The sequence below is a fragment of the Natrinema sp. LJW11 genome, from assembly GCF_056135975.1.
The window spans coordinates 50628-71668 of the sequence record NZ_JBWBDM010000006.1; the positions used below are offsets into that span (position 1 = coordinate 50628).

The 21041-nt window shown below is 66.4% G+C and carries 22 protein-coding genes; 9 read left to right on the plus strand and 13 right to left on the minus strand.

Translation table 11 applies throughout. The features are described 5' to 3' along the window. Nucleotides 1–177 precede the first annotated feature (177 nt). Together AC0QDI_RS16285 and AC0QDI_RS16290 are read left to right on the plus strand one after the other, a co-directional pair. The gene (locus tag AC0QDI_RS16285) at nucleotides 178–1308 is read left to right on the plus strand and encodes a GNAT family N-acetyltransferase (RefSeq protein ID WP_474670006.1); all 1131 of its coding nucleotides are present in this window, start codon (nucleotides 178–180) and stop codon (nucleotides 1306–1308) included. Between the two features lie 81 nt (nucleotides 1309–1389). Next, nucleotides 1390–3900: a heavy metal translocating P-type ATPase gene (locus tag AC0QDI_RS16290; protein WP_474670008.1), complete on the plus strand. Its 2511-nt coding sequence runs from the start codon at nucleotides 1390–1392 to the stop codon at nucleotides 3898–3900. Between the two features lie 95 nt (nucleotides 3901–3995). On the opposite strand, the gene AC0QDI_RS16295 is transcribed toward AC0QDI_RS16290, so the two are convergent. Then, nucleotides 3996–4133, minus strand: a complete 138-nt coding sequence (locus tag AC0QDI_RS16295; RefSeq protein ID WP_474670010.1) for a hypothetical protein — start codon at nucleotides 4131–4133, stop codon at nucleotides 3996–3998. A gap of 75 nt (nucleotides 4134–4208) precedes the next feature. Next, nucleotides 4209–4475 (minus strand): pyridoxamine 5'-phosphate oxidase family protein, encoded by a 267-nt coding sequence (locus tag AC0QDI_RS16300; protein ID WP_474670012.1) that lies wholly within the window; start codon nucleotides 4473–4475, stop codon nucleotides 4209–4211. 105 nt (nucleotides 4476–4580) lie between these two features. On the opposite strand from AC0QDI_RS16300, the gene AC0QDI_RS16305 reads away from it, so the two are divergent. Next, a complete protein-coding gene (locus AC0QDI_RS16305; RefSeq protein ID WP_474670014.1) occupies nucleotides 4581–5813 on the plus strand; it encodes an MFS transporter in 1233 nt (410 codons plus the stop codon). A gap of 204 nt (nucleotides 5814–6017) precedes the next feature. Continuing rightward, entirely contained in the window at nucleotides 6018–7478 is a 1461-nt protein-coding gene (locus AC0QDI_RS16310; protein WP_474670016.1) for a lipase maturation factor family protein, read from the plus strand. Nucleotides 7479–7505: 27 nt separating this feature from the next. Here the strand turns inward: AC0QDI_RS16310 and AC0QDI_RS16315 are convergent, their stop codons facing one another. Then, nucleotides 7506–7892, minus strand: a complete 387-nt coding sequence (locus AC0QDI_RS16315) for a thiol-disulfide oxidoreductase DCC family protein (protein ID WP_474670018.1) — start codon at nucleotides 7890–7892, stop codon at nucleotides 7506–7508. A 31-nt stretch (nucleotides 7893–7923) separates the two neighbouring features. On the opposite strand from AC0QDI_RS16315, the gene AC0QDI_RS16320 reads away from it, so the two are divergent. From AC0QDI_RS16320 to AC0QDI_RS16330, 3 genes are all read left to right on the plus strand, one after another. Next, the gene (locus AC0QDI_RS16320; RefSeq protein ID WP_474670020.1) at nucleotides 7924–8199 is read left to right on the plus strand and encodes a hypothetical protein; all 276 of its coding nucleotides are present in this window, start codon (nucleotides 7924–7926) and stop codon (nucleotides 8197–8199) included. A gap of 58 nt (nucleotides 8200–8257) precedes the next feature. Beyond that, nucleotides 8258–9508, plus strand: a complete 1251-nt coding sequence (locus AC0QDI_RS16325; protein WP_474670022.1) for a hypothetical protein — start codon at nucleotides 8258–8260, stop codon at nucleotides 9506–9508. Nucleotides 9509–9587: 79 nt separating this feature from the next. Continuing rightward, complete coding sequence (locus AC0QDI_RS16330) at nucleotides 9588–9953, plus strand: 4a-hydroxytetrahydrobiopterin dehydratase (protein WP_474670024.1); 366 nt, start codon at nucleotides 9588–9590, stop codon at nucleotides 9951–9953. A 312-nt stretch (nucleotides 9954–10265) separates the two neighbouring features. Here the strand turns inward: AC0QDI_RS16330 and AC0QDI_RS16335 are convergent, their stop codons facing one another. Continuing rightward, the gene (locus tag AC0QDI_RS16335; RefSeq protein ID WP_474670026.1) at nucleotides 10266–10442 is read right to left on the minus strand and encodes a hypothetical protein; all 177 of its coding nucleotides are present in this window, start codon (nucleotides 10440–10442) and stop codon (nucleotides 10266–10268) included. Nucleotides 10443–10630: 188 nt separating this feature from the next. Continuing rightward, nucleotides 10631–10762 carry a hypothetical protein gene (locus AC0QDI_RS16340; RefSeq protein ID WP_474670028.1) on the minus strand — a complete coding sequence of 44 codons (132 nt, stop codon included), beginning with the start codon at nucleotides 10760–10762 and terminating at the stop codon, nucleotides 10631–10633. A 675-nt stretch (nucleotides 10763–11437) separates the two neighbouring features. On the opposite strand from AC0QDI_RS16340, the gene AC0QDI_RS16345 reads away from it, so the two are divergent. Next, nucleotides 11438–11920: a hypothetical protein gene (locus tag AC0QDI_RS16345; RefSeq protein WP_474670030.1), complete on the plus strand. Its 483-nt coding sequence runs from the start codon at nucleotides 11438–11440 to the stop codon at nucleotides 11918–11920. Nucleotides 11921–12017: 97 nt separating this feature from the next. Here AC0QDI_RS16345 and AC0QDI_RS16350 read toward each other — a convergent pair whose 3' ends face one another. The 8 genes from AC0QDI_RS16350 to AC0QDI_RS16385 all read right to left on the minus strand — a co-directional run bounded on the left by AC0QDI_RS16350 (nucleotide 12018) and on the right by AC0QDI_RS16385 (nucleotide 18773). Continuing rightward, nucleotides 12018–12404, minus strand: a complete 387-nt coding sequence (locus AC0QDI_RS16350; RefSeq protein WP_474670032.1) for a hypothetical protein — start codon at nucleotides 12402–12404, stop codon at nucleotides 12018–12020. Nucleotides 12405–13015: 611 nt separating this feature from the next. Further along, complete coding sequence (locus AC0QDI_RS16355) at nucleotides 13016–13321, minus strand: HalOD1 output domain-containing protein (protein ID WP_474670034.1); 306 nt, start codon at nucleotides 13319–13321, stop codon at nucleotides 13016–13018. Nucleotides 13322–13476: 155 nt separating this feature from the next. Continuing rightward, on the minus strand, nucleotides 13477–14376 hold the full coding sequence (gene gnd, locus AC0QDI_RS16360) for a phosphogluconate dehydrogenase (NAD(+)-dependent, decarboxylating) (protein WP_474670036.1): 900 nt from the start codon (nucleotides 14374–14376) through the stop codon (nucleotides 13477–13479). A 149-nt stretch (nucleotides 14377–14525) separates the two neighbouring features. Next, complete coding sequence (locus tag AC0QDI_RS16365; RefSeq protein WP_474670038.1) at nucleotides 14526–16496, minus strand: ATP-binding protein; 1971 nt, start codon at nucleotides 16494–16496, stop codon at nucleotides 14526–14528. Between the two features lie 82 nt (nucleotides 16497–16578). After that, on the minus strand, nucleotides 16579–17010 hold the full coding sequence (locus AC0QDI_RS16370) for a hypothetical protein (RefSeq protein WP_474670040.1): 432 nt from the start codon (nucleotides 17008–17010) through the stop codon (nucleotides 16579–16581). Nucleotides 17011–17105: 95 nt separating this feature from the next. Beyond that, a complete protein-coding gene (locus tag AC0QDI_RS16375) occupies nucleotides 17106–17570 on the minus strand; it encodes a copper resistance protein CopD (RefSeq protein WP_474670042.1) in 465 nt (154 codons plus the stop codon). Between the two features lie 78 nt (nucleotides 17571–17648). Beyond that, nucleotides 17649–18203, minus strand: a complete 555-nt coding sequence (locus AC0QDI_RS16380) for a metal-dependent hydrolase (protein ID WP_474670044.1) — start codon at nucleotides 18201–18203, stop codon at nucleotides 17649–17651. 87 nt (nucleotides 18204–18290) lie between these two features. Next, nucleotides 18291–18773, minus strand: coding sequence for a deoxyuridine 5'-triphosphate nucleotidohydrolase (locus AC0QDI_RS16385; protein ID WP_474670046.1), 483 nt, complete (start codon nucleotides 18771–18773; stop codon nucleotides 18291–18293). A 272-nt stretch (nucleotides 18774–19045) separates the two neighbouring features. Here AC0QDI_RS16385 and AC0QDI_RS16390 point away from each other — a divergent pair, with 272 nt between their 5' ends. Next, nucleotides 19046–21016 (plus strand): aconitate hydratase, encoded by a 1971-nt coding sequence (locus AC0QDI_RS16390; protein WP_474670048.1) that lies wholly within the window; start codon nucleotides 19046–19048, stop codon nucleotides 21014–21016. The last annotated feature ends 25 nt before the right edge of the window (nucleotides 21017–21041 follow it).

Below are 21041 nucleotides of genomic sequence, written 5' to 3' on the forward strand. Positions count from 1 at the left end.
TTCGTGGGCTCGAGCGGACCGATTACTAGTCACATCGATCGAGTAATTCACGACCTGTCGGATCGGCGTATTCAAGGCAAACCACCATTCCACTCCGGAGGGAATAACGGACTATCACGACCGCATTGCGGGACATCTCTCGGTTGACCTGCAGACAGCCGTGAAACGGCCACCACCATGAGTACACGCAAACGAACGGCGACGCGATACACCGTCCGCGCGTTCGAATCCGATGACCGATCGGCGTTTCTGTCGCTGTACGAATCGGTGTTCGGCCACCAGCGGAACGCGGACTGGTTTCGCTGGAAGTTCAACGAGAACCCGTACGTCGATCACGTCCCGATCCTCGTGGCGAGCGAGGACGGCGATCCCGTCGGGTTCCGATCGTTTTTCGCCCAGGAGATGCGCATCGGCGGGGTCGCTCGAACCGCGTTCCAGCCCTGCGATACGATGGTTCACCCGGATCATCGCGGACGCGGCCTGTTCGGTCGTCTGAACGAGCGGGCCATCGAGCGCTACACCGACGGAGAGCCGTCGTTTTTCTTCAACTTCCCGAACGAGAACTCGAAGCCCGGCAATCTGGCACACGGCTGGCGCGAGATCGGCACGGTCCCGGCCTACTATCGGCCGCAAAACCCGATTAGCGTTCTCGGAGACCGGATCAACGCCGGGCCGAGGAGAGACGTCACCGACGCCCGGTCGACCGACGACGGTCCGGCCACCGCCGTCACGGATACGCTCGAGGACGCCATCGCGACCTCCCAGCGGGCCAGCGATCGGTTGCTCGTCGAATCCGATTCCGAACTCGAACTCGAGTACTACGAGCCGCCGCCGGCAGACACGCTCGCGGCGATCTATCGACGGTCGATTCCCGAGGCGATCCACACGAACCGGACTGCGACGTTCTATCGCTGGCGGTTCGACAACCCCGTGCACTCGTACGGGGCCTACGTCGCCCGACGGGACGGCGAACCGATCGCCGCGGTCGTCGTCTCGAGCGCGGACCAGTACGCTCGGATCGTCGACACGCTCCCTCGAACGGTCGAATCGGAATCGGAGACGCTCAACCGCCTGCTCGTCTCGGCGCTCGACGACTGCGCGGACCGGAGCTACGTCGAGGCGTTCGGGGAAACACTGCCCGCGCCGCTCCGGTTCCGGTTCTATCCCGATACCCGATTCCCGCTGTCCGCGCTGATCCAGCCGACCTCTCGAACGCTCCTCGCGCGCAATCTCGGAGCGGAGATCGACCTCGAGTCGAGTTCGATCGCGTCGTGGACGTTCTCCCGGCTCGATCTGGACACGACCTGAGAGAGCGAGGCGGGTCACCGGTCGACGGCGAGGCCGCCGGAATCGGCCACCGTTATTGCCGTCGAACCCGCAGCCACTAGCGTGAGCGATCGACGCGCGGGCGACGACCGACGCGACCGCTGTCGACTGTGCGAGTCGCCGCTCTCGGAGACGGCCGGCGAGGCTGCGGTGAGCGATTTCTGTTCGACCGGCTGTCGCGACGTCGCCGCCGAGTTCGGCGCGGACGACGGCGAGAGCGGGACCGACAGCGGAGACATGACCGACGGCGGGACGGAGGATACCGATCGAGACGGGACCGTCCGCACCTTCTTCCGAGTCGACGGGATGCACTCCGCGACCTGCGAGGCGTTCCTCGAGGCCGTCGCCGAGGGCCGAGACGGCGTGAGCGACGCCGAAGCGAGTTACGTCACGGAGACGATCCGGATCGACCACGAGCCGGATCGGATTTCGGCGGACGCGCTCGAGGACGCGCTGAGCACGCTCGGCTACACGGCGTACCTTCGGGAGGACGCGACCGCGGACGACGAGACCGGCGGGACCCGGCGCTCGCGGGAGATGTCCGGCCTCCGGAAGCGCCGCGCGGACGACATGCTCGAGATGCGGTACGTGGTCGGCGTCGTCTTCGGCTCCTTCCTCCTGTTGCCGTTTCTGGCCGTCCTCTATCCGATGTTTCTGACCGACTTTACCGACTGGGGTGCGCTCTCGCAGTTCGACGACGCCTTTACCGGCTTCAGCGGCCCGATGTACATGCCCCTGTTTCTGGTGATGACGGCCGCGATCCTCTCCCTGACCGGCGGCCCGCTCCTGCGGGGCGCGTACGTCAGCCTGAAACTCCGGCGGCCGACGACGGACCTGCTCGCGGCGCTGACGATCTGCAGCGCGTACGTCTACAGCGTCGTCGTCTCCGGACTCGGACGCAACGACCTCTACTTCGATCTGACGATCGTCGTCGCCTCGATCGTGATGGGCGCGACCTACTACGAGGCGACGGTCAAGCGGCGCGCAACGGACCGACTGACCGACCTCACCGTTTCGCAGGTCGAGACGGCCCGGCTGTACGCGTCGGACGGCTCCACGACCGAACTTCCCGTCGGTGACCTCGAGTCCGGCGATCGGGTGCTCGTCCGCGAGGGGGAGCGGGTTCCCGTCGACGGACGGCTGGCCGAGGGCGAGTGCGCGGTCGACGAGGCCGTCGTCACCGGAGAGTCGCTCCCGGTGACGAAACGCGACGGTGACGAAGTGGTCGGCGGCTCGGTGGTCACGACCGACGCGGCGGTCGTCGACGTCGGCGAGCGAACGACCAGCAGCATCGACCGGCTCACGCGGATCGTCTGGAACGTCCAGAGCGCGGACCACGGCGTGACGCGCCGGGGCGACGAACTCGCCGCGACCCTCGTGCCGATCGTCCTCGCGGCCGCCGTCGTCGTCGGGGCGGGCTCCCTCCTCTTCGGTGCGAGCGGGACGGTGACCGCGCTGGCCGTCTGCATGACCCTCATGGTCGCGAGCCCGTGGGCGCTCGGCTTCGCGACGTCGTACTCCGTCGCGACGAGCCTCGAGGCGGCGCTCGAGCGCGGCATCGTCGTCTTCGACGAGACGATCTTCGAGCGCCTGCGCGCGATCGACGTCGTCGTCTTCGACAAGACCGGGACGTTGACGACCGGCGAGATGTCCGTCCTCGAGGCCGACGCGCCCGACGACCTGCTGGCGGCCGCCGCGGCCCTCGAGCGGCGCGCAGCCCACCCGGCGGCGGCGGCGATCGCGGACGCGTTCGACGGGAGCGGCGAGCGCGACGAGGGGGACGACGCGAGCGGGCCGGCTCGCGCGGACGGCGGCGCGGCTGCGGCGGATGACCGATCGGTCCGCGACTTCCACACCCACGCGACCGGCGTCGAAGGCACCGTCGACGACCGAACCGTGCTGGTCGGCCATCCCGACCTCTTCCGAGATCGGGGCTGGACGCTCGGTGACGCGCTCGAGGCGAGGGTCGAACGCGCTCGAAAAGGGGGGCAGCTCCCGGTCGTCGTCGGCCGAGACGGGACGGCTGAGGGGGTCGTAATCGTCGGCGACGAACCCCGCGAGGCGTGGGAGGAGACGATCGCGGCCCTGGACGCGGACGGAGTCGATATCGTGGTCCTAACCGGTGACGACGGAACGTCGGCCGACGTCTTCGACCGGCATCCCGGCGTCGATCACGTCTTCGCCGGCGTCTCGCCCGACGGGAAGACGGCGGCCGTCAGGCGGATGAAAGGAGAGGGCCGAGTCGCGATGGTCGGCGACGGGACGAACGACGCGCCCGCACTCGCCGCGGCCGATCTGGGTATCTCGCTTGGGAGCGGTACCGCGCTCGCCGCCGACGCGGCCGACGTCGCGATCGTCGACGACGACCTCGCCGCGGTCGAGCGAGCGTTCGCGCTGGCGCGGGCCGCACGCGACCGAATCAGGCAGAACCTCGGGCTCGCGTTCGTCTACAACGCGATCGCCATCCCGCCGGCCCTGCTCGGCATCGTGAACCCGCTGGTGACGACCGTCGCCGTGGTGGTCGGCACCCTCCTCATCGTCGGGAACGCGGAGCGATCGCTCGTCGACGACTGACCGTCACGGCCGTCGTACGATTTGCTGTACCGATGTCCCGGCGCGACCGCAGGCCGGATCGCAGTCGCGCCGGGACTGACTGACAGCAGACCGTCTCAGTCCTCCTCGACGCTCTCCTCGGCGTCCTCGAGCGCGCCCCACGACACGACTCGAGCGACGCGGATCGAAACGATCGGGCGCTCGTCGAGGGCGTGGTCCGCGTACTGATCGTATTTGGACTCGAGTGCGTTCACGGCCGACTCGTGTCTCGACGCGTCGGGCTCGAGAACCCGTGCACGACCGCGGACCTGAACCCACGCGAGGCGCGATCAGTCCTCGCGATAGCGGTCGACGAGCACCGTCACCCGCGGATTCGTCCGGACGTTCCGAACGCGCCGGAGATCGCGGGTCGCCTTCGGCTTCTCGTCGATCGCCGAGACGATCCGCAACGCGTCCTCGAAATCGGCGTGCGTCGCGTCCCCGCGCTCGAGGAGCGCGAAACAGATCGGCACCGCGTGCGGGCGATTCTCCTCGTCGACCGTCGCTAGCGAGCCGACGCGCGCTCGCTCGAGGAAGCGCCGTTCGTCGGGCGTCATAGCGCGACGGACGAGAGGCGGGCGGAAAGAACTGCGGCCGCGGACCGCGGGGAGTCGTTCCGCGAGGCCAACTTACTCGGGCCGTCGCGTCCCATCCACGTCCAGATGGACGATCGGATGAGTCGGCGTCGCGCGTACGGTGCCGTCGTCGTCGGGACGCTCGGCTACACCTGCCTGATGTTTATCTGGTTCTCGCTGCCGGCGTCCCTCACGACGATCATCGACGACCTCGGGCTCTCGGGGACGCAGGCCGGCGTCGTCGCGGGTGCGGTTCCGTTGACCTACATCCCGATCGCGCTGTTCATGGGGATACTCGTCGACCGCGTCGGGCCGGGTCGGAGCCTCGCGGCGGGCGTCCTGATCTACGGCGTCGCCCAGGTCGGTCGCAGTTTCGCGGCCGGGTTTCCGTCGCTGCTCGCGGCGACGCTGCTGATCGGCGTCGGCGCGACGGCCATCACGTTCGGGATGCCGAAACTCGTCTCCGTGCTGTTTCCGCCCGACGAGACCGGCGTCCCGTCCTCGATCTACCTCGTCGGCGCGTCGGCGGGAACGGCCGGCGCGTTCGCCGTCGGGCGGCCGATCCTGAGCCCGCTGCTGGGCGGCTGGCGCGAGCTGTTCTTCTGGAGCGGGGTCGTCGCGATCGGATACGGCCTCCTGTGGTTCGTCGTCGCTCGCCGATGGGGGATCGACGCCCGAAACCGCGCGGCCAACGACGCCGACGCGGCGGACTCGTCGCTCTCGCTCGCCGCCGTTCGACGGGATCTCGCGCTCGTGCTCACCCACCGCGAACTACAGCTCGTGGTCGTCATCGGGACGATGTACCTGCTGATCGCCCACGGGATGCAGGGGTGGCTCCCGACGCTACTCGAGGCGCGGGGCTACTCGCCGGATCGAGCGGGACGGACGACGAGTCTGCTCGTCGCCGCCAACGTCGTCGGCGTGCTGACCGTCCCCGCGGCGGCCGACCGACTGGGCGCTCGCCGCACCGCCCTGATGGCCTGTGGACTCGTCGCCAGCCTCGGGATTTCTGGCGTGCTCTCGAGCGATCTCGGACTCGTGCTCCTCGGAAGCGTCCTCGTCACCGGCTTCGGCTTCGGCGGTCTCTCGCCGCTCATCAGGGCCATTCCGCCGGAACTCGAGGGGATCGGCGCGCGGCTGACCGGGACGGCCGTGGGCTTCATCTTCGCCGTCGGCGAGATCGGCGGCTTCCTCGGCCCGGTACTGATCGGGACGCTGTACGACCTCACCGGCTCGTACGCGCCGGGGCTGGGAATCCTCGCGACCGGCGGGCTCGTCGCGGCGGTCGCCGGCGGCGTGTTGCGGTATCGGTACGAGTAGTCGCTCACGTCTCCGATCGGGCTATCTCTCGGATCGAAATTGCGCTCGGACTCGGCTTTGCATGATATGCAACCCTTTTCCTCGTATGCAAAAGCAGTCCGGCGACGCGATCGATCGGTGAATCCCAGCAAAATCGAATCCCGGGAGCAGACCGCGCGCTCAGACGCGTCACTCCTTTGGCCGTCCGCGGAGTGACGGCCGACTATGTGGCAGGGCGACGGCTACTGGCTCGTCCGGTTCCTCTTCCAGCGGGGCCTCGCCCTGCTGTACCTGCTCGCCTTCTTCGTGGCGGCCTCCCAGTTTCGACCGCTAGCGGGCGAGGACGGGCTGTTGCCCCTCGAGCGGTACGTCGACGGCGTCTCGTTCTGGGACCGGCCGAGCCTCTTCTACGTCGTGCCGAGCGACCGCGCGATCGGTATTGCGGCATGGACCGGCGTGGTGCTCTCGGCGCTCACGCTCGTGGGAGTGCCGTACTGGCTCCCCGCGGGATTCGCGACGCCGGTCTCGATGATCCTGTGGGCCGCGCTGTGGGCGCTCTATCTCTCCTTCGTGAACGCGGGCCAGACCTTCTACGGCTACGGCTGGGAGTCGATGCTCTGCGAGACCGGTTTTCTCGCGATCTTTCTGGGGGCGGGATCGGTCGCACCGCCGTTCGTCGTACTCGTGCTCCTGCAGTGGGTGCTGTTTCGAAACATGTTCGGTGCCGGGCTGATCAAGCTCCGCGGCGACGACTGCTGGCGGGATCTGACCGCGATGGACTACCACTACGAAACGCAGCCGATCCCGAACCCCGTGAGCTGGTTCGCCCACCACCTCCCGGGTCGATTTCACCGCGCGGAGACGTTCGGAAACCACGTCCTCGAGTTGCTGGTGCCGTTCTGCTACTTCGCGCCCCAACCCCTGTCAGCGCTGGCCGGGCTGGCGACGATCGGCTTTCAGGGGTGGCTGCTGGTCACCGGCAACTTCGCTTGGCTGAACGCGCTCACGATCGTGCTGGCGATTCCGACGTTCAGCGACGGCGTGCTCGCGGCCGCGCTCCCGCTCTCCGCGCCCGCGACCGCGCCGACGCCGCTCTACCTCGAGGTCCTCGCGGTCATCCTGGCCGTGGTCGTGATCGTCCTGAGCGTCCAGCCGGTGCGAAACATGCTCTCGGAGAGCCAGCTCATGAACACGTCGTTCGATCCGCTGAATCTCGTCAACACCTACGGCGCGTTCGGCTCGATAACACGAGAGCGCTACGAGGTCGTCGTCGAGGGGACCACCGACGAGGAACTCACGCCGGAGACGGAGTGGCGGTCCTATCGGTTCAAAGGGAAGCCGACGGATCCCGAGCGGTGGCCGCCACAGATCGCGCCCTACCACCTCCGGCTCGACTGGCAGCTATGGTTCGCCGCCATGTCGCCGACCCCGCGCCGGAGTCCGTGGTTCCCGCGATTCCTCGCGAAGCTCCTCGAGGCCGACGCGGAGACGCTCGCGCTGCTCGCCGAGGACCCGTTCGAGGGGGAGCCACCGGCTCACGTCCGCGCGGTCCGATACCGCTACCGGTACACCACGCCCGAGGAGCGCGCCGAGAGCGGCCGGTGGTGGGACCGCGAGCGCGTCGGGACGTACGTCCGGCCGGTCTCGCTCGAGGAGTTGCGGGGACGCCGGCGGCGATCGGGGTGATTCGGCGGCCCGTATTGGCGCCGCAGTTCAGCCGTCGTCGGATCCCCGACGCGCCGGCGGCGTCTTCGAGAGGTATCGCCCCCAGCGGTCGCGGTTGTCCGCGACCCAGCGGTAGCCGCGCTCGCGCAAGCGCTCGTAGTCCTCGAACTGCCGGAGGAACGCGACGACGTCGTCGACGGGGCCGCCGACGTCGGTTCGGGTGAGCGCCTCCTCGAGTGACGCGCCACAGGAGTACACCGCGTCGTCGGTCACCAGATGCGAGCAGTCCTCGTACTCGTCGGGGAGTCTCGCACGTAACTCGTCGGTGAGGTCGCTGAAGCCGACGATTTGGAGGTCCGTTCGCTCGTCGAAGTAGTCGGCCCACCACGTACAGAAGCCGCAGTCGTCGTCGTAGACTAACGTCGCCTCGGTCATATCCGGACGAACGGGCTCGAGGTACAAACGCTTGGCTCGAGTGCGAGCGGCGGCCGGCGGTGGGAACCCTCGAGCAGCGGGATACTTGGACCGGGACGGCGAAGCGACACCCATGGAGCGGTTCGTTCGGCTGATCGTCGCCGGCGGCCTCGTCCTCGTCGGCGCGTGCTGGCTCGTCGCGCTCGCCGACTACGGGTCCGGCCCGTGGGTAGGAGGGGTCGTCCTCGCCCTGCTCGGAACGGGAGCCGTCGTCGCCGGAATTACGGGTGAACTCGAGCCGGGCGCGTTCGCCGTCGAGGAGGAGTGACCCCGTTCGGTCGACCCGTTACCAGAACAGTATTGGGAGCGCTGGCCAATGGGGAGCCATGAGTAGCGCGGCCCGGTCGCTCTCGGAACCGCAGGTGCTGGCCCACGCGAAGCGGCGGCTCTTTCCGGCCGAGGCGGAGTCGACCGCCTACGCGGTGGCCGACACCCAGTTCTCGCGGGAAGAGTGGCTGCCCGGCCGGCCCGTTGAGCCGGCAATTCGCGACGCTCTGGCACCGTTCAACCACGTCCGGATCGGCGGCGGCTACCCCGATCTCGTCGGGGTTCGAACCCTCGAGTCCGACCTGCTGGCCGTCGAGCGCCTCGGCGACGAGCCGCCGCTGATCGTCGTCGAAGCGAAGGGGGAGACGAGCGGCGGCGTCGACACGCAACGCGGGATCGTCCAGGCGTACGATCGGCTCCACGAGGCGAACGCGGCCTACCTCGCCGCGCCGGCGGGCGCGATCTCCGAGACCGATCGAACGCTCGCGCGGGAGCTGAACGTCGGCGTTCTCGGCGTCGATTCCGCGGGGACGGTCGACGCGCTCGAGGTGCCCCGCGTCGTCGGCAATCGGACGACGACCGAGGCGACGGCGCTGCGATTCCAGGCGAGCGCGCAGGGGGTCGCGGACGCCTCGTTCGGGCTGAACCACCCGAAGAACTATCTCAGCTATCCGCTGGCCCACTACGCGGCGGGAGACACCGCGGCGCTGTTGTCGGAGTACGAGGTCGTCAGCGCCGTGAAAAGCGCCAGACAGGGAGCCGCGTTTCTGGGGCTGATCGAGGACGGCGTCGGGGTCGAGGGCGTCGAACTGACGTCGCTCGGCGAGGAAGTCGTCCGATTCGCCACGGCCCGCTGTGGCTCCGCGGAGGCGGCGCTCGCGGAGTTCGAGGACTGGTACCGATCCCGGAAGCGGTTCGTCGATCTCGCGCCCGCGTGGGGCCGGCTGGCCCGGCGGGTGCTCTTCGCCTATCCCGCGACCGAACTGCTGGTCGCGGAGTTACAGACCATGCACGAGGACGGGATCGCGGCGCCGTCGCTGGTGGACGCGGTCACCTATCTGCACGAGCTCCACCCGTCGTTCACCGTCGAACTGTTCATTCGGAGCGACGACGGCGTTCGAAGCCGGGTGCTGACCGAGGACGGCGAGCTCCGGCGCTCCGCGCTCGAGGAGGGCTCCGTCTATCACTCCCCGACCGTGTTCCAGCTGAAGGCGATGCTGTACCACACCGGGATCCTCTCCGAGCGAGGAGCGGAACCCCACCGGCTCGAGCCGCTTGAGGACGTCTGGGCGCTTCGCGAACCCGTCTGATTCGGTTCGCCTTCGGCTCCTCGAGACGACGCGGCTTCTCGTCCGAATCTTCACGTCGTTCGCGGTCGTAGTATCGTCCATGTCCGAACCAGCACTGGCCGACCAGGCGTGCGAAGCTTGTACGAGCGACGACGAACCCCTCGAATCCGACGAGTACGCCGACTACGTAGCGGAGATTCGCGACGACGTGTGGGGTGTCGTCGACGACCACCATCTCGAGGGAACGTACGCGTTCGCGGACTTCCGGGACGCCCTCGAGTTCACGTACGAGGTGGGCGAGTTGGCAGAGGAGGAGTGGCATCATCCGGATATCCAACTCGAGTGGGGCGAGGTAACGATCGAGATGTGGACCCACAAGATCGACGGGCTCCACAAGACCGATTTCGTGATGGCCGCTCGGATGGACCGCATCTACGCGGAGTACGAACCCGACGAGGACGCGTAGCGCTGGCGATCCGACCGCAGACACACCACTGTTGGATGTGAAGCGGCTCGCTTCAGCGGGGCAGGACTCTCCGCGGTTTCATGTAGCAATACCCGTGCAATTCGCGGCAAGTAGAGCAACCTCTTTTACCGGGGTCCTCCCTCGTTCGCTTTGTTCACTTGGTCGAACCCCGGCAAAATCCGTTGATGCCAAAAAGCCGCCGTCGCGGGGTTTCACCCCGCTCCGGCGGTGAACCGCTCGCTTCGCTCGCGGATGCTCGTACCGTCCACCGCTGAATAAGCACGTGTAGTTGCCAGTAAAAATGGGTATTTTTCACTTATCGATGATATTCTCACTGATGATGGCACCAACCACATAAAGTGGGAATATGAATACTATCACTAGGACTGGAATCGCGATAAAATCTGGTGTATATCCATCTCCTGTCTCGTATACAAGCGCCGCTAAAAGGAACACAAGCAAAGCGAGGAACAGTTCCGTTCGATCCATACCGGTCAACAGTCCATCACTATTGAACCGTGTTACGATTCTTGAATATCCACACGGGCAGCCGACTTAGCACGATTGTCCGTTACCGAGCAAAACCTCTGCCGGCTAGTACGCATGCGTACTTACCAAATCGAATGTTTCAGTTTCATGCTGCGAGCTGAATAAAGGAATTATATTACTACTTACTGTTAGTCACTCTCGGATTCGAGATCGGCGGCATCGAGATCCCCCTCGAGATGCGAACGGCCGCGATCGGAGAGTTGGTAGATGCCGCCGGTTTCGTCGTAGTACTCGACGAGACCCCGGTCACGGAACGTCATTACGTGGTCTCGAACGGTTTGCCGACTCCAGTCGATGTTTTCCGCGATAATCGCGGTGACAGAACGAGTTCGTGAGGACCGCCAGCGTTGTGGAGTACCTCGAGGATGTCTCGATCGACCGGCGTCATCCAGTCGGCTAACCTCGGACGCATGTCCTCTCCTACCCCGAATCGTCATCCAATTCGCCCGGCTCGAGATCTTCGTCGAGATACCGAGCACCCAGTTTGGTAAGCGAATAATACCCATCGCTTTCGCGATCGAGTAGTCCGTGGTCGGCGAGGATGCGACAGCGCTGTCCGGTGTAGTTCGGATGGGAATCGATATTCCGACCGATAACCGCTGGCGGAACTTCGCCTGCATCTCGGGTATACTCCAGAACAGCGTCGTCAGTCGGAACCATCCAGTCAGCGCGTTCCCGCATACCGAGGCCCGTGTTCTACACGGCAATAGAACCCGCTCATGCAAGCGAAAATACTCGCATATAGGTTTTTATGCACTCTCGTATACGCATATGGATTTTTTAAAATTCGCATATGCAAAGATCCTAAGTGGATCGATCACGAAATGGCACTCGGACGGAAGCGACGGAGGCCCTGTCGGTCCGGGTACTTCGAAAAGCGGTCCGGTGCGCAGACACCGAGCCGCAGTAGCTCCCGTATCAGTGCTACGGAAGCCATGTCCGACGACAATTCACGGGGCCTTGAAAGCCCCGACCGATTAGACGTATCGACACCGAATGCTCGAGGCCGTCACAATGGCGGTAAGCCGAGTGAAACGAAGCGCCCCGCTCCGGAACTCCGTTCCGACGGCGAGGCGGCCGACGACACCGTTCGCGAGCGACTCGAGTCGCTCGATCGACTCACGCGCTCGTTGCTCGCGGATATCCAGACGGGCGAGTTTCACGCCGACCTCGAGACCGCGGATCGAGACGCACGTCTCGAAGCGACACGACACATCCGAGAAATCAGAGCGGAAGCGAGCCGCGTCGGCCTCCTGTTGTTCGGTCCGGAGATGGCGATTCCGTATCGACCCGACGGCGATTCCAGCGGCCTCTCGATCGCCGCTCCCGGCGGCTCGCTGACGACTGCCTATCGCGGCCCGGAGCCGGAGGCGCTCGAGCGCGAGCGTGAGCGCCAGCGCGAGACCGAAGACGACTGAGATCCGGGGTTCTCGAGGCCGGGTACGGAATCCCATCGCCGTACTCGCTCGGCGATCGGGGTCGACACAGTCGGCGGCCGGCGGTATCGGTAGCTGCCTATGAGCGAATGATTCGGGCCCGGATCTTCGCCTCTCCCCGTGGATCCGCTCGAATTTCGTACGTTCCGGCGTCCTCGATCGCGACGTCGAACGACGCGTCGGCCTCGACGGTTTCGCGATAGATCGATTCGACGGCCCCGTCCACGTTGACCACGCGGATACTGGCTCCCTCTTCGTACCCGGTGACGTCGACGGTGATCACGTCTCCCGCGTCGGCGTCGACGCTGTAGTTCGACGCGGTGACGATCGTTTCGTCGACGACCGTTTCCGGTTCGTCACCGTCGCCGTTACCGTCGGAATCGGCGTCGGTCTCGTCGCTCGAGCAGCCGGCGAGTGCCGGTATGAATATCGCACCGCTCCCGTAGAGTACCGCCCGCCTCTCCATGTAAGTTCAATCGGACAAGGCGTTGATAAGAGTGACTACTGCGAGCCGCCGGGCTCGAGTTCGACGGCACCCGAGCCCGGCTCACGATCCGATCGGTAACCCAGTGATCGGGCGATTATCGCGCTGATCGCATCGCTGTCGCTCGATCAGCGTGTATTGAAGGCCGGACTATGCTGGTCGTCGAGCGGCGCTATCGACCGTCGGACGTCTTTCGGGATGCCTCGGGGACGGATCGGCGCTGCGTGAGAAGTGGTATGCTGGCAGGGGACACAGCACGCGAAATTAAGTGACTTTCAATGTCGCGCGTCGCCCTGCCGTACTTCTGTATACCGTGGTACAGATGATACGTCTATCCCCAAATCACGTTGGGTCCGACCGAACGAGGGACTCGAGCGGCGTTCGAAGCGCCCGTCGAGACAGACATCACTGCTCGGAGTAACGGCACCGCTCGTGAACGCTCGAGCGAGCGGCCATTGGGTTGCGTTCGGACTCGCTACCCTGGCTCGAGACGAAAAGCGCAGCCGCCGAGCGATGCGCCCTCGAGAGAACGGAGCCGCAGCGAAAATACGACGATCCCCCGTTCCGACACGGTCGCCCCGTCAGCGTCGAGACTACGTCGAAAATTCGGTGTCGACGAGGTCCTCGCCCGACCCGTCTGCCGAAACGCCCGTTTCGGCGAGCGAAACCTCGACGCCGTCGTCGCCGTCCGTGACGGAGACGGTATACCCCTGATAGGAGAACTCGAGGCGTGAAAAGCCGTCAGCGTCGGGAAGCGAGTCGAGGAGGTCCGGATCGATCGCGTGGTACAGCGGCTCGGTTTCGAGCGGATCGGCGCCGTCCGCCCGGGCGACGAGGTCGATGACGGTCATGCTGACGGACGTCTCCGCTGATGCGGATTGCGACTGAGTCGTGTTCATAACCGCCATCCGGGTCGCGGAGTAAAGAAGATGCCCCAATATTTCCGCACGCCAGTTCCGGATAAAAGAACGGTTCGACGCAGTCGGTCGAATAGCTGTCACGAACGGTCCGGAATCGAGTGTTCGCATCTCCGGGATTCGGTGTCAACGCACGGTTAGTTTCGTCTCGGGACCTCGTGCCGGCCGAAGCCGTACCGGAGTCGATTCGCCAGTCGCCGCGAGAACCGGCCGTCGTCGGCCCGCGAACCGAACCGTTCGGCCAGCGCGGTGTAGATCAGCGGCAGGGGAACCTCCTGTTCGAGGGCCTCCTGGACGGTCCAGGTGCCGGTCGACCCGCCTTCGACGCGATCGGCGACGGTACCCAGATCGCTTCCCTCCTCGCGGAAGGCCTCCTCGCAGAGTTCGAGCAGCCACGAGCGGATGACCGCGCCGTTGTTCCAGACCGACGCGACGTTCTCGAGGTCCAGATCGTACCGCCCCTCGTGGAGCAGTTCGAACCCCTCGCCGTAGGTCTGCATCAGGGCGTACTCGACGCCGTTGTGGACCATCTTGACGTAGTGGCCCGAGCCGGCGGGGCCCATCCGTTCGTGGCCGTCGGGGCCGGTCGCGACGGCGTCGAAGACGGACTCGAGTTCGTCGTAGGCCCACCGGGGACCGCCGACCATCAGCGAGAAGCCGAGTTCGGCACCGGCGGGGCCGCCGGACGTGCCGCAGTCGAGATACGCCGCGGGGCAAGCCTCGGCGCGGCGGACGGAGTCCTCGAAGTTTGAGTTGCCGCCGTCGACGACGATATCGTCGCCGTCCAGGTGGGGCTCGAGTTCCTCGAGGGTGACGTCGACCGCGTCGCCGGCTGGGACCATCAGCCAGATGCGTTTCTCGTCGTCGAGCCGGTCGACGAAGTCCGCGATCGAGTCGGCGGGGTCGGCACCGGCGTCGGCCGCCGTCGCGACTGCGTCCTCGTCGAGGTCGAAGGCGACGACCTCGTGGTCCGCCGCGGTAGTGCGCTCGACGACGATCTGTCCCATCCGTCCGAGTCCGATCAGGCCCAGTTGCATGGATATGGGTCGGCCGGCCGGTGTGGTAGTGGTTGCGATTCGGTGGTGGCCGCTGGGGGAGTGATTGCGGTTGCGATTCGGTGGCGGCCGCTGGGGGAGTGACTGCGGTTCGGTGCGGTCGGGTGGACCCGCCCCGCCGCGAATTCGCGTCAGGAACTCGACTGCCCGCCGGATCGCATCGCGTCCGACGACTCGACCGGCGCGGCCTCGAGCGTGATTTCGACGCGGCTGCCGCCGATGGCCGACCGTGCGAACGAGACGCTGCCGCCGTAGCTGTCGATCATCCAGCGGACCAACCAGAGGCCGAGGCCGCTGCTGTGGGTCAGCTGCGTGATGTCGGTCTCGCCGGTGACGACGTCGATCTCCGCCGGCGGGATGCCGGGGCCGTCGTCGGCGACCGAGAGGCGGACCGTCTCGCCGTCGCGCGTGACCGACACCTCGACGGTCGGCTCCGATCCCGTGTGGTGGGCAGCGTTCTCGAGGAGGTTGTCGACGACGGCTCGTAGCCCGGGATCGGCCCACGCACGGCAGGAGCCAACCGTCGAGACGGAGAGCGTGACGTCAGCGGTGTCGAACGCGTCGACGGCACCGTCGACGATTTCGGCGACATCGATCGCCTCGAGATCGTCGTCCCGATCGAGTGCGTGCTGGATGGTCCGCGTCTTCTCGCTGGTCCGGGCGAGGCCGGTCGCGGTCTCGCGGAGCCTGTCGGCGGCGGCCACGAGGTCATCGTCGTCGAGCCGCTCGGAGAGCAGTTCGGCGTAGCCGATGACGACGGTGAGATCGTTGCGCAGGTTGTGGCGGAGGACGCGGTTGAGCACCTGCAGATACTGTTCGCGCTCCTTTCGGTGGGTGATGTCTCTGACGACGCTGACGGTACCGCGGAAGCTCCCGTCGGCACCGGGCAACAGCGAACACTCGATCTCGACCGGGAACTGGTCGCCGTCCGCGGTCGCGTAGGTCGCCTCAAGGGGACCGCTGTCTCGCTGGGGGTCCGCGAGTAACTCCTCGACGTGTCCGACCGCACGGTCGTAGGCCCGCTCGTCGAAGATGAGCGAGACGTGTTCGCCGAGGAGGTCGTCGCGATCGTACCCCAGCCGCTCGGCCAGCGGATCGGTCACGAGCGTCAGCCGGCCGTCGCCGTCGGTCGCGTACACCATCCCCTCGACGGTTTCGAGGACCCGTTCGTGACGGAGGAGATCCTCGCGGCGGTCGGCTCGTTCGAGCGCGGCCGCCGCGCTGGCCGTCAGTAGCTGTGCGAGTTGGACGTGGTGGTCGTCGAACGCGCCGCTGACCGGCGAACCGACGTTGAGGAGGCCGTGGTCGGCGATCGGAATGATCATCGCGCCCCGAAGCGGGCCGTAATCGTACTGCGAACTGTGCTGCAGGTCCTCGAAGATGACCGGTTCGGATCGATGGAACGAGTCACCCATCTTGCTCTCGGACACGCCGACGCGTTTTCGCTCGCTGAAGAGGTCACCGACCGCATCGGAGGCCGCGGTGAGGACCAGATCATCGTCGTCACACTCGTGGAGTCGAACGGAGACGACGTCGAACCCGAGCACCCGTTCGCCGGCGTCGACGACGACGTCCGCGACGTCCTCGCGCAACTCACAGGAGAACAGGGCTCGCGTCGTCTCGAGCAACTGGGTCACGACGTCCGCGCGGTAGTTTCCCTCGGTGACCGTCTCTCCACTACCGTCTCGCTCTGCGAGGGGGGCTCGAGCGCCGGGACTAGCTCGGATCGAACCGGTCGCCGCTCGGTGCGCGTCGGTGCCGTCGACCGAGAGGGCAGCGACGCGGTCGGCGAGCGTCTCGTCGGTCGCGCCGGCGAAGTACTCCGTCGCTCCCGCGCGCGTCGCTGCGGCCGCGACGGTGCCGTCGGGCCTTGCCGTCACGTAGAGAATCGGGACCGACGGCGCTGCCTCGCGCACCGCAGCGACGGCCTCGAGGCGGTCGCCCTCGCGCCCGTCGACGACGACGCAACTAACGGCGGCCGTTTCGACGCGCTCGACCGCCCGGATCCGTTCTCGCACCGTCACGATCTCGAATTCGATCGCGAGTTCCCGCAGCGGTGGCTCGTCGCCGACGTAGACGACGGGCTGACCGGTTCCAGTCACTGTCGGACCAATGGAGGGACCCGTCCGGGATTAATGTTATGGCAGGTGAGACCGGAATAGCTGGGGCTGCCGACTGCGGTTACTAAATCGGTTCCTCGAGACGGGCCCAGCCGATCGCATCCAAAACGACGATGCGATCGTTGTATCGCACGTAGACGCCGTTGTACGAGCCGGTATCGGCATCGTAGTAGGGCAACGACTGGCGGACGCGGTCGACGACCGACCACGCGCCGTCGCTCTCGAGCGTGATGTGTTCCCACTCGTCGCGCGCGCCGTTACGGACGGCGCGGTCCAGCGCTCGCCGAGCGCCGGGAATCTCGCCGAGACGTCGTGCGGACGCGTCGACGACCGTCGCGTCGTCCGGAACGTCGGCCGGGCCGACGAGACGGGCACCGAGATCCGCTTTCGATCGCGACGTGCAGGTTCCTGTTCGCTCGGAACGGAGGACGTAGCCGGCCACCGCAGCCGATCCCACCGCGAGGAGCGAGATGGCCATGTCTTTACCCCTGATCATTAGCGAGTACCTTACAGTAACTGACTAAGTATCTTTCGCAAGAATGTTCGTTTCCGAGAGGTTCGACGTCGAAAAACGCCCGTCAGGGCCGCAAGTCACAAAAGCCGCCCGACGTTCGCCGAAAGCAGGCCGGCAACGACCAGGAGTCCGACGGCGACGACGGCGGCCGCCCGGAACACCGGTAGCGCCTCGCGGGCCGGCTCGCGGATCTTCTTCCCGGTGAGCCCGGCCTCGAAGCGCTTCGCCGCGATTTCGACGAGGGCGGTCAGGAGTAGCCAGAGCGCGACCATCGCGAGCACCAGCCGCCCGTTGGTCGACCCGAAGAGGGTGTCGGCCGTATAGACGGTGCCCGCGAGGTGACTCCCCGAGAGGAACAAGACGAGCGAACTCACCCGCGAGACGGTCGTGAGCTTTCCCGAAATGACCTCGAGCGGACGGGTCGTATTGAACGCCCCGTCGCGTGCCAGCGGCAGGACGACGGCGGCGACGAAGCAGACGCTGCCGGCCCAGAGAGCAGCAAAGACCAGGTGAGTCGTTCTGGCGACGAGCGCGTCGACCATACGGGGCCGCTCGAGGACCGGGCGTATCAGGGTTCCGACTTCGGACCGGGAGACAGTCCGCCTCGCCGTTACGTCCCGCTACTCGAGCCAGTCGGGCGTCCACGCGACCAGTCGTCGCCGAAGGAGCGCGTAGATCAGCGAGACGGCGACGCCGCCGGCGATCACGGCCGTGAGCCAGCCGTCGAAGGCGACGAGCCCCGGGATCGCGAGCGCGACGCCGAGAACGGCGTCTTCGGGGGCACCGTCGTAGCGGACCCACCGTCGCGGCCGTATCCATCGCCCGCGAACGTGATCGTAGACCGCACGCTCCATGCGATCGTTCCACGGGTCCATCTCGGGACCGCCGCCGATCGAATCGCTCGCGGCGTGCAGCCAGGCCGTGACGACGAACGCGGCGAGCGCGAGCGTGAGAGTCGAGGGGGCGACGGCGGCGAGGACGACCGCGGGGACGGCGACGGCGAGCCCGGCGACGGGAAAGTGTAGCGTCCGCCGATGCGTACGAAGGAGGTCGAAATCGGGAGCGAGCCCGCCGAGGATCGCACCGACCGCCAGCGCGACCGCGAAATCGGGGGCCACGTACGCGACCGGCGCGACGACCGCGAGTCCGGCAAACACGTGCGTGGTCGCCATCATGGGGTACCACTGGGGCGTACGGAGAGGAGGGGCAAAACGGTACGCGAACCGGCACCCGGCGCGTGTTGGGGCCGCTTCGGCGACCGGCTACTCGAGGTTCTCGCCCTGATAACTCCCGTCGTAGACGTCCTCGTGATCGGCTTCGGCGAAGACGAGCTGGGCGATTCGAGCGCCGCGCTCGAGTTCGATGTCGTGGTGGACCTGCAACAGTCCCTCGCCCCGTCCCTCGTAGCCGGCGTCCCACACCGCCGTATTGAGCATACACGAGTTGCGCATGAGCGAGGAGCGGGGATAGACGAAGCCGACGTGTCCCTCCGGAATCGCGATCCGCTCGCCGTATCGGACGACGTAGGAACCCTCCGGCAGGTAGTAGGTGTCGGGATCCTTCTGCTCGATCTCCTCGAGCGGACGGGCGACGCGGTCGCCGATCTGTTTGCCGTCCCGGCCGATGCGGCCCGGTTCCAGCTGCTCGAAGACGACGTCGGCGGTGAGATCGACGCCGTTGGGCTGGATCTGCGCGTCGGTCGTCGGCGAGACGTGGTCGGCGACGAAGGCACCGGAACGGAACATGTCTGTTGGCTCAACGCTGCGGCGACGGCAAAAGCGTATCCGTTCGCGACGGCTCGATGGGGCGGTACCAATCGACACGAAAGCTCTTGGGACGAAACGGTGCTGACGCCCCGGTAGCGAGTGGCCGACGAGGGGCTGCGTCTCGACCGATGAGCCGAGGGCTCAATCGGCAATACTTACTCGAAACCCTCCGTTTCGGACCCCCATACGGCGGTCGACGCTCACAGAAACACGCTGGATTTATCAGGACGGAAAGCCGAGTTCTGGGTGCTATGGGACAGACTCTCACCGAAAAGATTCTCGACGACCACCTCGTCGAGGGCGAACTCGAGACCGGCGAGGAGATCGGGATCGAGATCGACCAGGTACTTACCCAGGACACGACCGGGACCATGGTCTGGCTCCAGTTCGAAGCCATGGGGCTGGACGAGGTCCAGACCGAGATCGCAGCGCAGTACTGCGACCACCAGACATATCAGTTCGACTTTAAGAACACCGACGACCACCGTTTCCTGCGTTCTGCGGCCGGTAAATACGGCGCTCACTTCTCCCGACCCGGTAACGGTATCTGCCACAACGTCCACCGCGAGAACTTCGCAGCGCCCGGCAAGACGCTGCTCGGTTCCGACAGCCACACCCCGACGCCCGGCGGAATCGGCGAACTCGCCATCGGCTCCGGCGGGATCGACGTCACCGTCGCCATGGGCGGCGCACCGTACTACATCGAGATGCCCGAGATCGTCAGCGTTCGCCTCGAGGGCGAGCTTCCCGAGTGGGCCACCGCGAAGGACGTCATCTTGGAACTGCTCCGCCGCCTCTCCGTCAAGGGCGGCGTCGGCAAGATCCTCGAGTACACCGGTCCGGGCGTCGAGACCCTGACCGCACCCGAGCGGATGACCATCACCAACATGGGAACGGAACTCGGCGCGACGACGTCGATCTTCCCGACCGACCACCAGACCGAGGACTACCTCGAGCGCGTCGGCCGCGGCGACGAGTACGTCGAGCTCCAGCCCGACGACGACGCCGACTACGACGACGAGATCGTCGTCGACCTCTCCGACCTCGAGCCGCTGATCGCTCAGCCCTCGATGCCGGACAAGGTCGTTCCCGTCAGCGAAGTCGAAGGCGAGTCCGTCGAGCAGGTCATCGTCGGCTCCTGTACGAACGGTGGCTACGAGGACATCCTCCCCGTCGCCAAGATGCTCGAGGGCCGTGAAACCTCGATGGAGACCGAGACGATCGTCGCGCCCGGCTCCAAGCAGGCCTCCGAGATGCTCGCCCGCGAGGGCTGGGTCGCGGAGATGATGGCCGCCGGCGTCAACTTCTCCGAGGCGACGTGCGGTGCCTGTATCGGCATCGGTCACGTCCCCTCCTCGGACTCCGTCTCCCTGCGAACCTTCAACCGCAACTTCGAGGGGCGCTCCGGGATCGAAGACGACAACGTCTACCTCTGTTCGCCGGAGGTCGCCGCCGCGGCCTCCCTCAAGGGCGAAATCGTCGATCCGCGTAACCTGGCGGACGAAGTCGGCGACCTCGAGGCACCCGGCGTCGAGCTCCCCGACGAGTACGACGGCTCCAAAACGGACCTCATCAGTCCCGACGAGGCCGTCGACGACGAGCTCATCAAGGGCCCCAACATCGGCGACGTCCCGCTGAAGGACCAGCTCGGCACCGACATTCAGGGCGAGGCGCTCCTGAAGATGGAGGACAACATCACGACCGACCACATCATTCCCGCGACGCAGGATATCCTGATGTACCGGTCGAACGTCCCCAAACTGAGCGAGTTTACCCTGAGCCGCGTCGACGACACCTTCGCACAGCGCGCACTGGACGCCGACGGCGGCTTCCTCGTCGCCGGCGAGAACTACGGGCAGGGCTCCTCTCGAGAGCACGCCGCCCTCTGTCCGATGTACCTCGGCATCGAGGGCGTCCTCGCACAGAGCTTCGCACGCATCCACCGCGCGAACCTCTTCAACTTCGGGATCATCCCGCTGACGATCGACGAGGACACCTACGAGAACATCGATCAGGGCGACCAGATCGAGATCGTCGACGACGTCTACGAGGCCGTCACCAGCGGACAAGAAGAGTTCACGGTCCGCGTCGGCGACGAGGAGTACACCGCAACGCTCGACGCCTCCGAACGCGAGCGCGCAATCCTCGCCGCCGGTGGCAAGCTCGCCTGGACGAAAGACCAGGCCGAAGGCGGCAGCGGCGCCGCACCCGCCGACGACTGATCGGCTCGCTTAGCGACCGAACTCG

Bases quoted from the DNA above. Each gene is read 5' to 3' on its own strand.
- AC0QDI_RS16285 (WP_474670006.1), top strand. From the start codon at position 178: ATGAGTACACGCAAACGAACGGCGACGCGATACACCGTCCGCGCGTTC.
- AC0QDI_RS16300 (WP_474670012.1), bottom strand. From the start codon at position 4,475: ATGACGCCCGACGAACGGCGCTTCCTCGAGCGAGCGCGCGTCGGCTCG.
- AC0QDI_RS16305 (WP_474670014.1), top strand. From the start codon at position 4,581: ATGGACGATCGGATGAGTCGGCGTCGCGCGTACGGTGCCGTCGTCGTC.
- AC0QDI_RS16310 (WP_474670016.1), top strand. From the start codon at position 6,018: ATGTGGCAGGGCGACGGCTACTGGCTCGTCCGGTTCCTCTTCCAGCGG.
- AC0QDI_RS16315 (WP_474670018.1), bottom strand. From the start codon at position 7,892: ATGACCGAGGCGACGTTAGTCTACGACGACGACTGCGGCTTCTGTACG.
- AC0QDI_RS16325 (WP_474670022.1), top strand. From the start codon at position 8,258: ATGAGTAGCGCGGCCCGGTCGCTCTCGGAACCGCAGGTGCTGGCCCAC.
- AC0QDI_RS16330 (WP_474670024.1), top strand. From the start codon at position 9,588: ATGTCCGAACCAGCACTGGCCGACCAGGCGTGCGAAGCTTGTACGAGC.
- AC0QDI_RS16335 (WP_474670026.1), bottom strand. From the start codon at position 10,442: ATGGATCGAACGGAACTGTTCCTCGCTTTGCTTGTGTTCCTTTTAGCG.
- AC0QDI_RS16340 (WP_474670028.1), bottom strand. From the start codon at position 10,762: ATGACGTTCCGTGACCGGGGTCTCGTCGAGTACTACGACGAAACCGGC.
- AC0QDI_RS16345 (WP_474670030.1), top strand. From the start codon at position 11,438: ATGTCCGACGACAATTCACGGGGCCTTGAAAGCCCCGACCGATTAGAC.
- AC0QDI_RS16350 (WP_474670032.1), bottom strand. From the start codon at position 12,404: ATGGAGAGGCGGGCGGTACTCTACGGGAGCGGTGCGATATTCATACCG.
- AC0QDI_RS16355 (WP_474670034.1), bottom strand. From the start codon at position 13,321: ATGAACACGACTCAGTCGCAATCCGCATCAGCGGAGACGTCCGTCAGC.
- gnd (WP_474670036.1), bottom strand. From the start codon at position 14,376: ATGCAACTGGGCCTGATCGGACTCGGACGGATGGGACAGATCGTCGTC.
- AC0QDI_RS16370 (WP_474670040.1), bottom strand. From the start codon at position 17,010: ATGATCAGGGGTAAAGACATGGCCATCTCGCTCCTCGCGGTGGGATCG.
- AC0QDI_RS16375 (WP_474670042.1), bottom strand. From the start codon at position 17,570: ATGGTCGACGCGCTCGTCGCCAGAACGACTCACCTGGTCTTTGCTGCT.
- AC0QDI_RS16380 (WP_474670044.1), bottom strand. From the start codon at position 18,203: ATGATGGCGACCACGCACGTGTTTGCCGGACTCGCGGTCGTCGCGCCG.
- AC0QDI_RS16385 (WP_474670046.1), bottom strand. From the start codon at position 18,773: ATGTTCCGTTCCGGTGCCTTCGTCGCCGACCACGTCTCGCCGACGACC.
- AC0QDI_RS16390 (WP_474670048.1), top strand. From the start codon at position 19,046: ATGGGACAGACTCTCACCGAAAAGATTCTCGACGACCACCTCGTCGAG.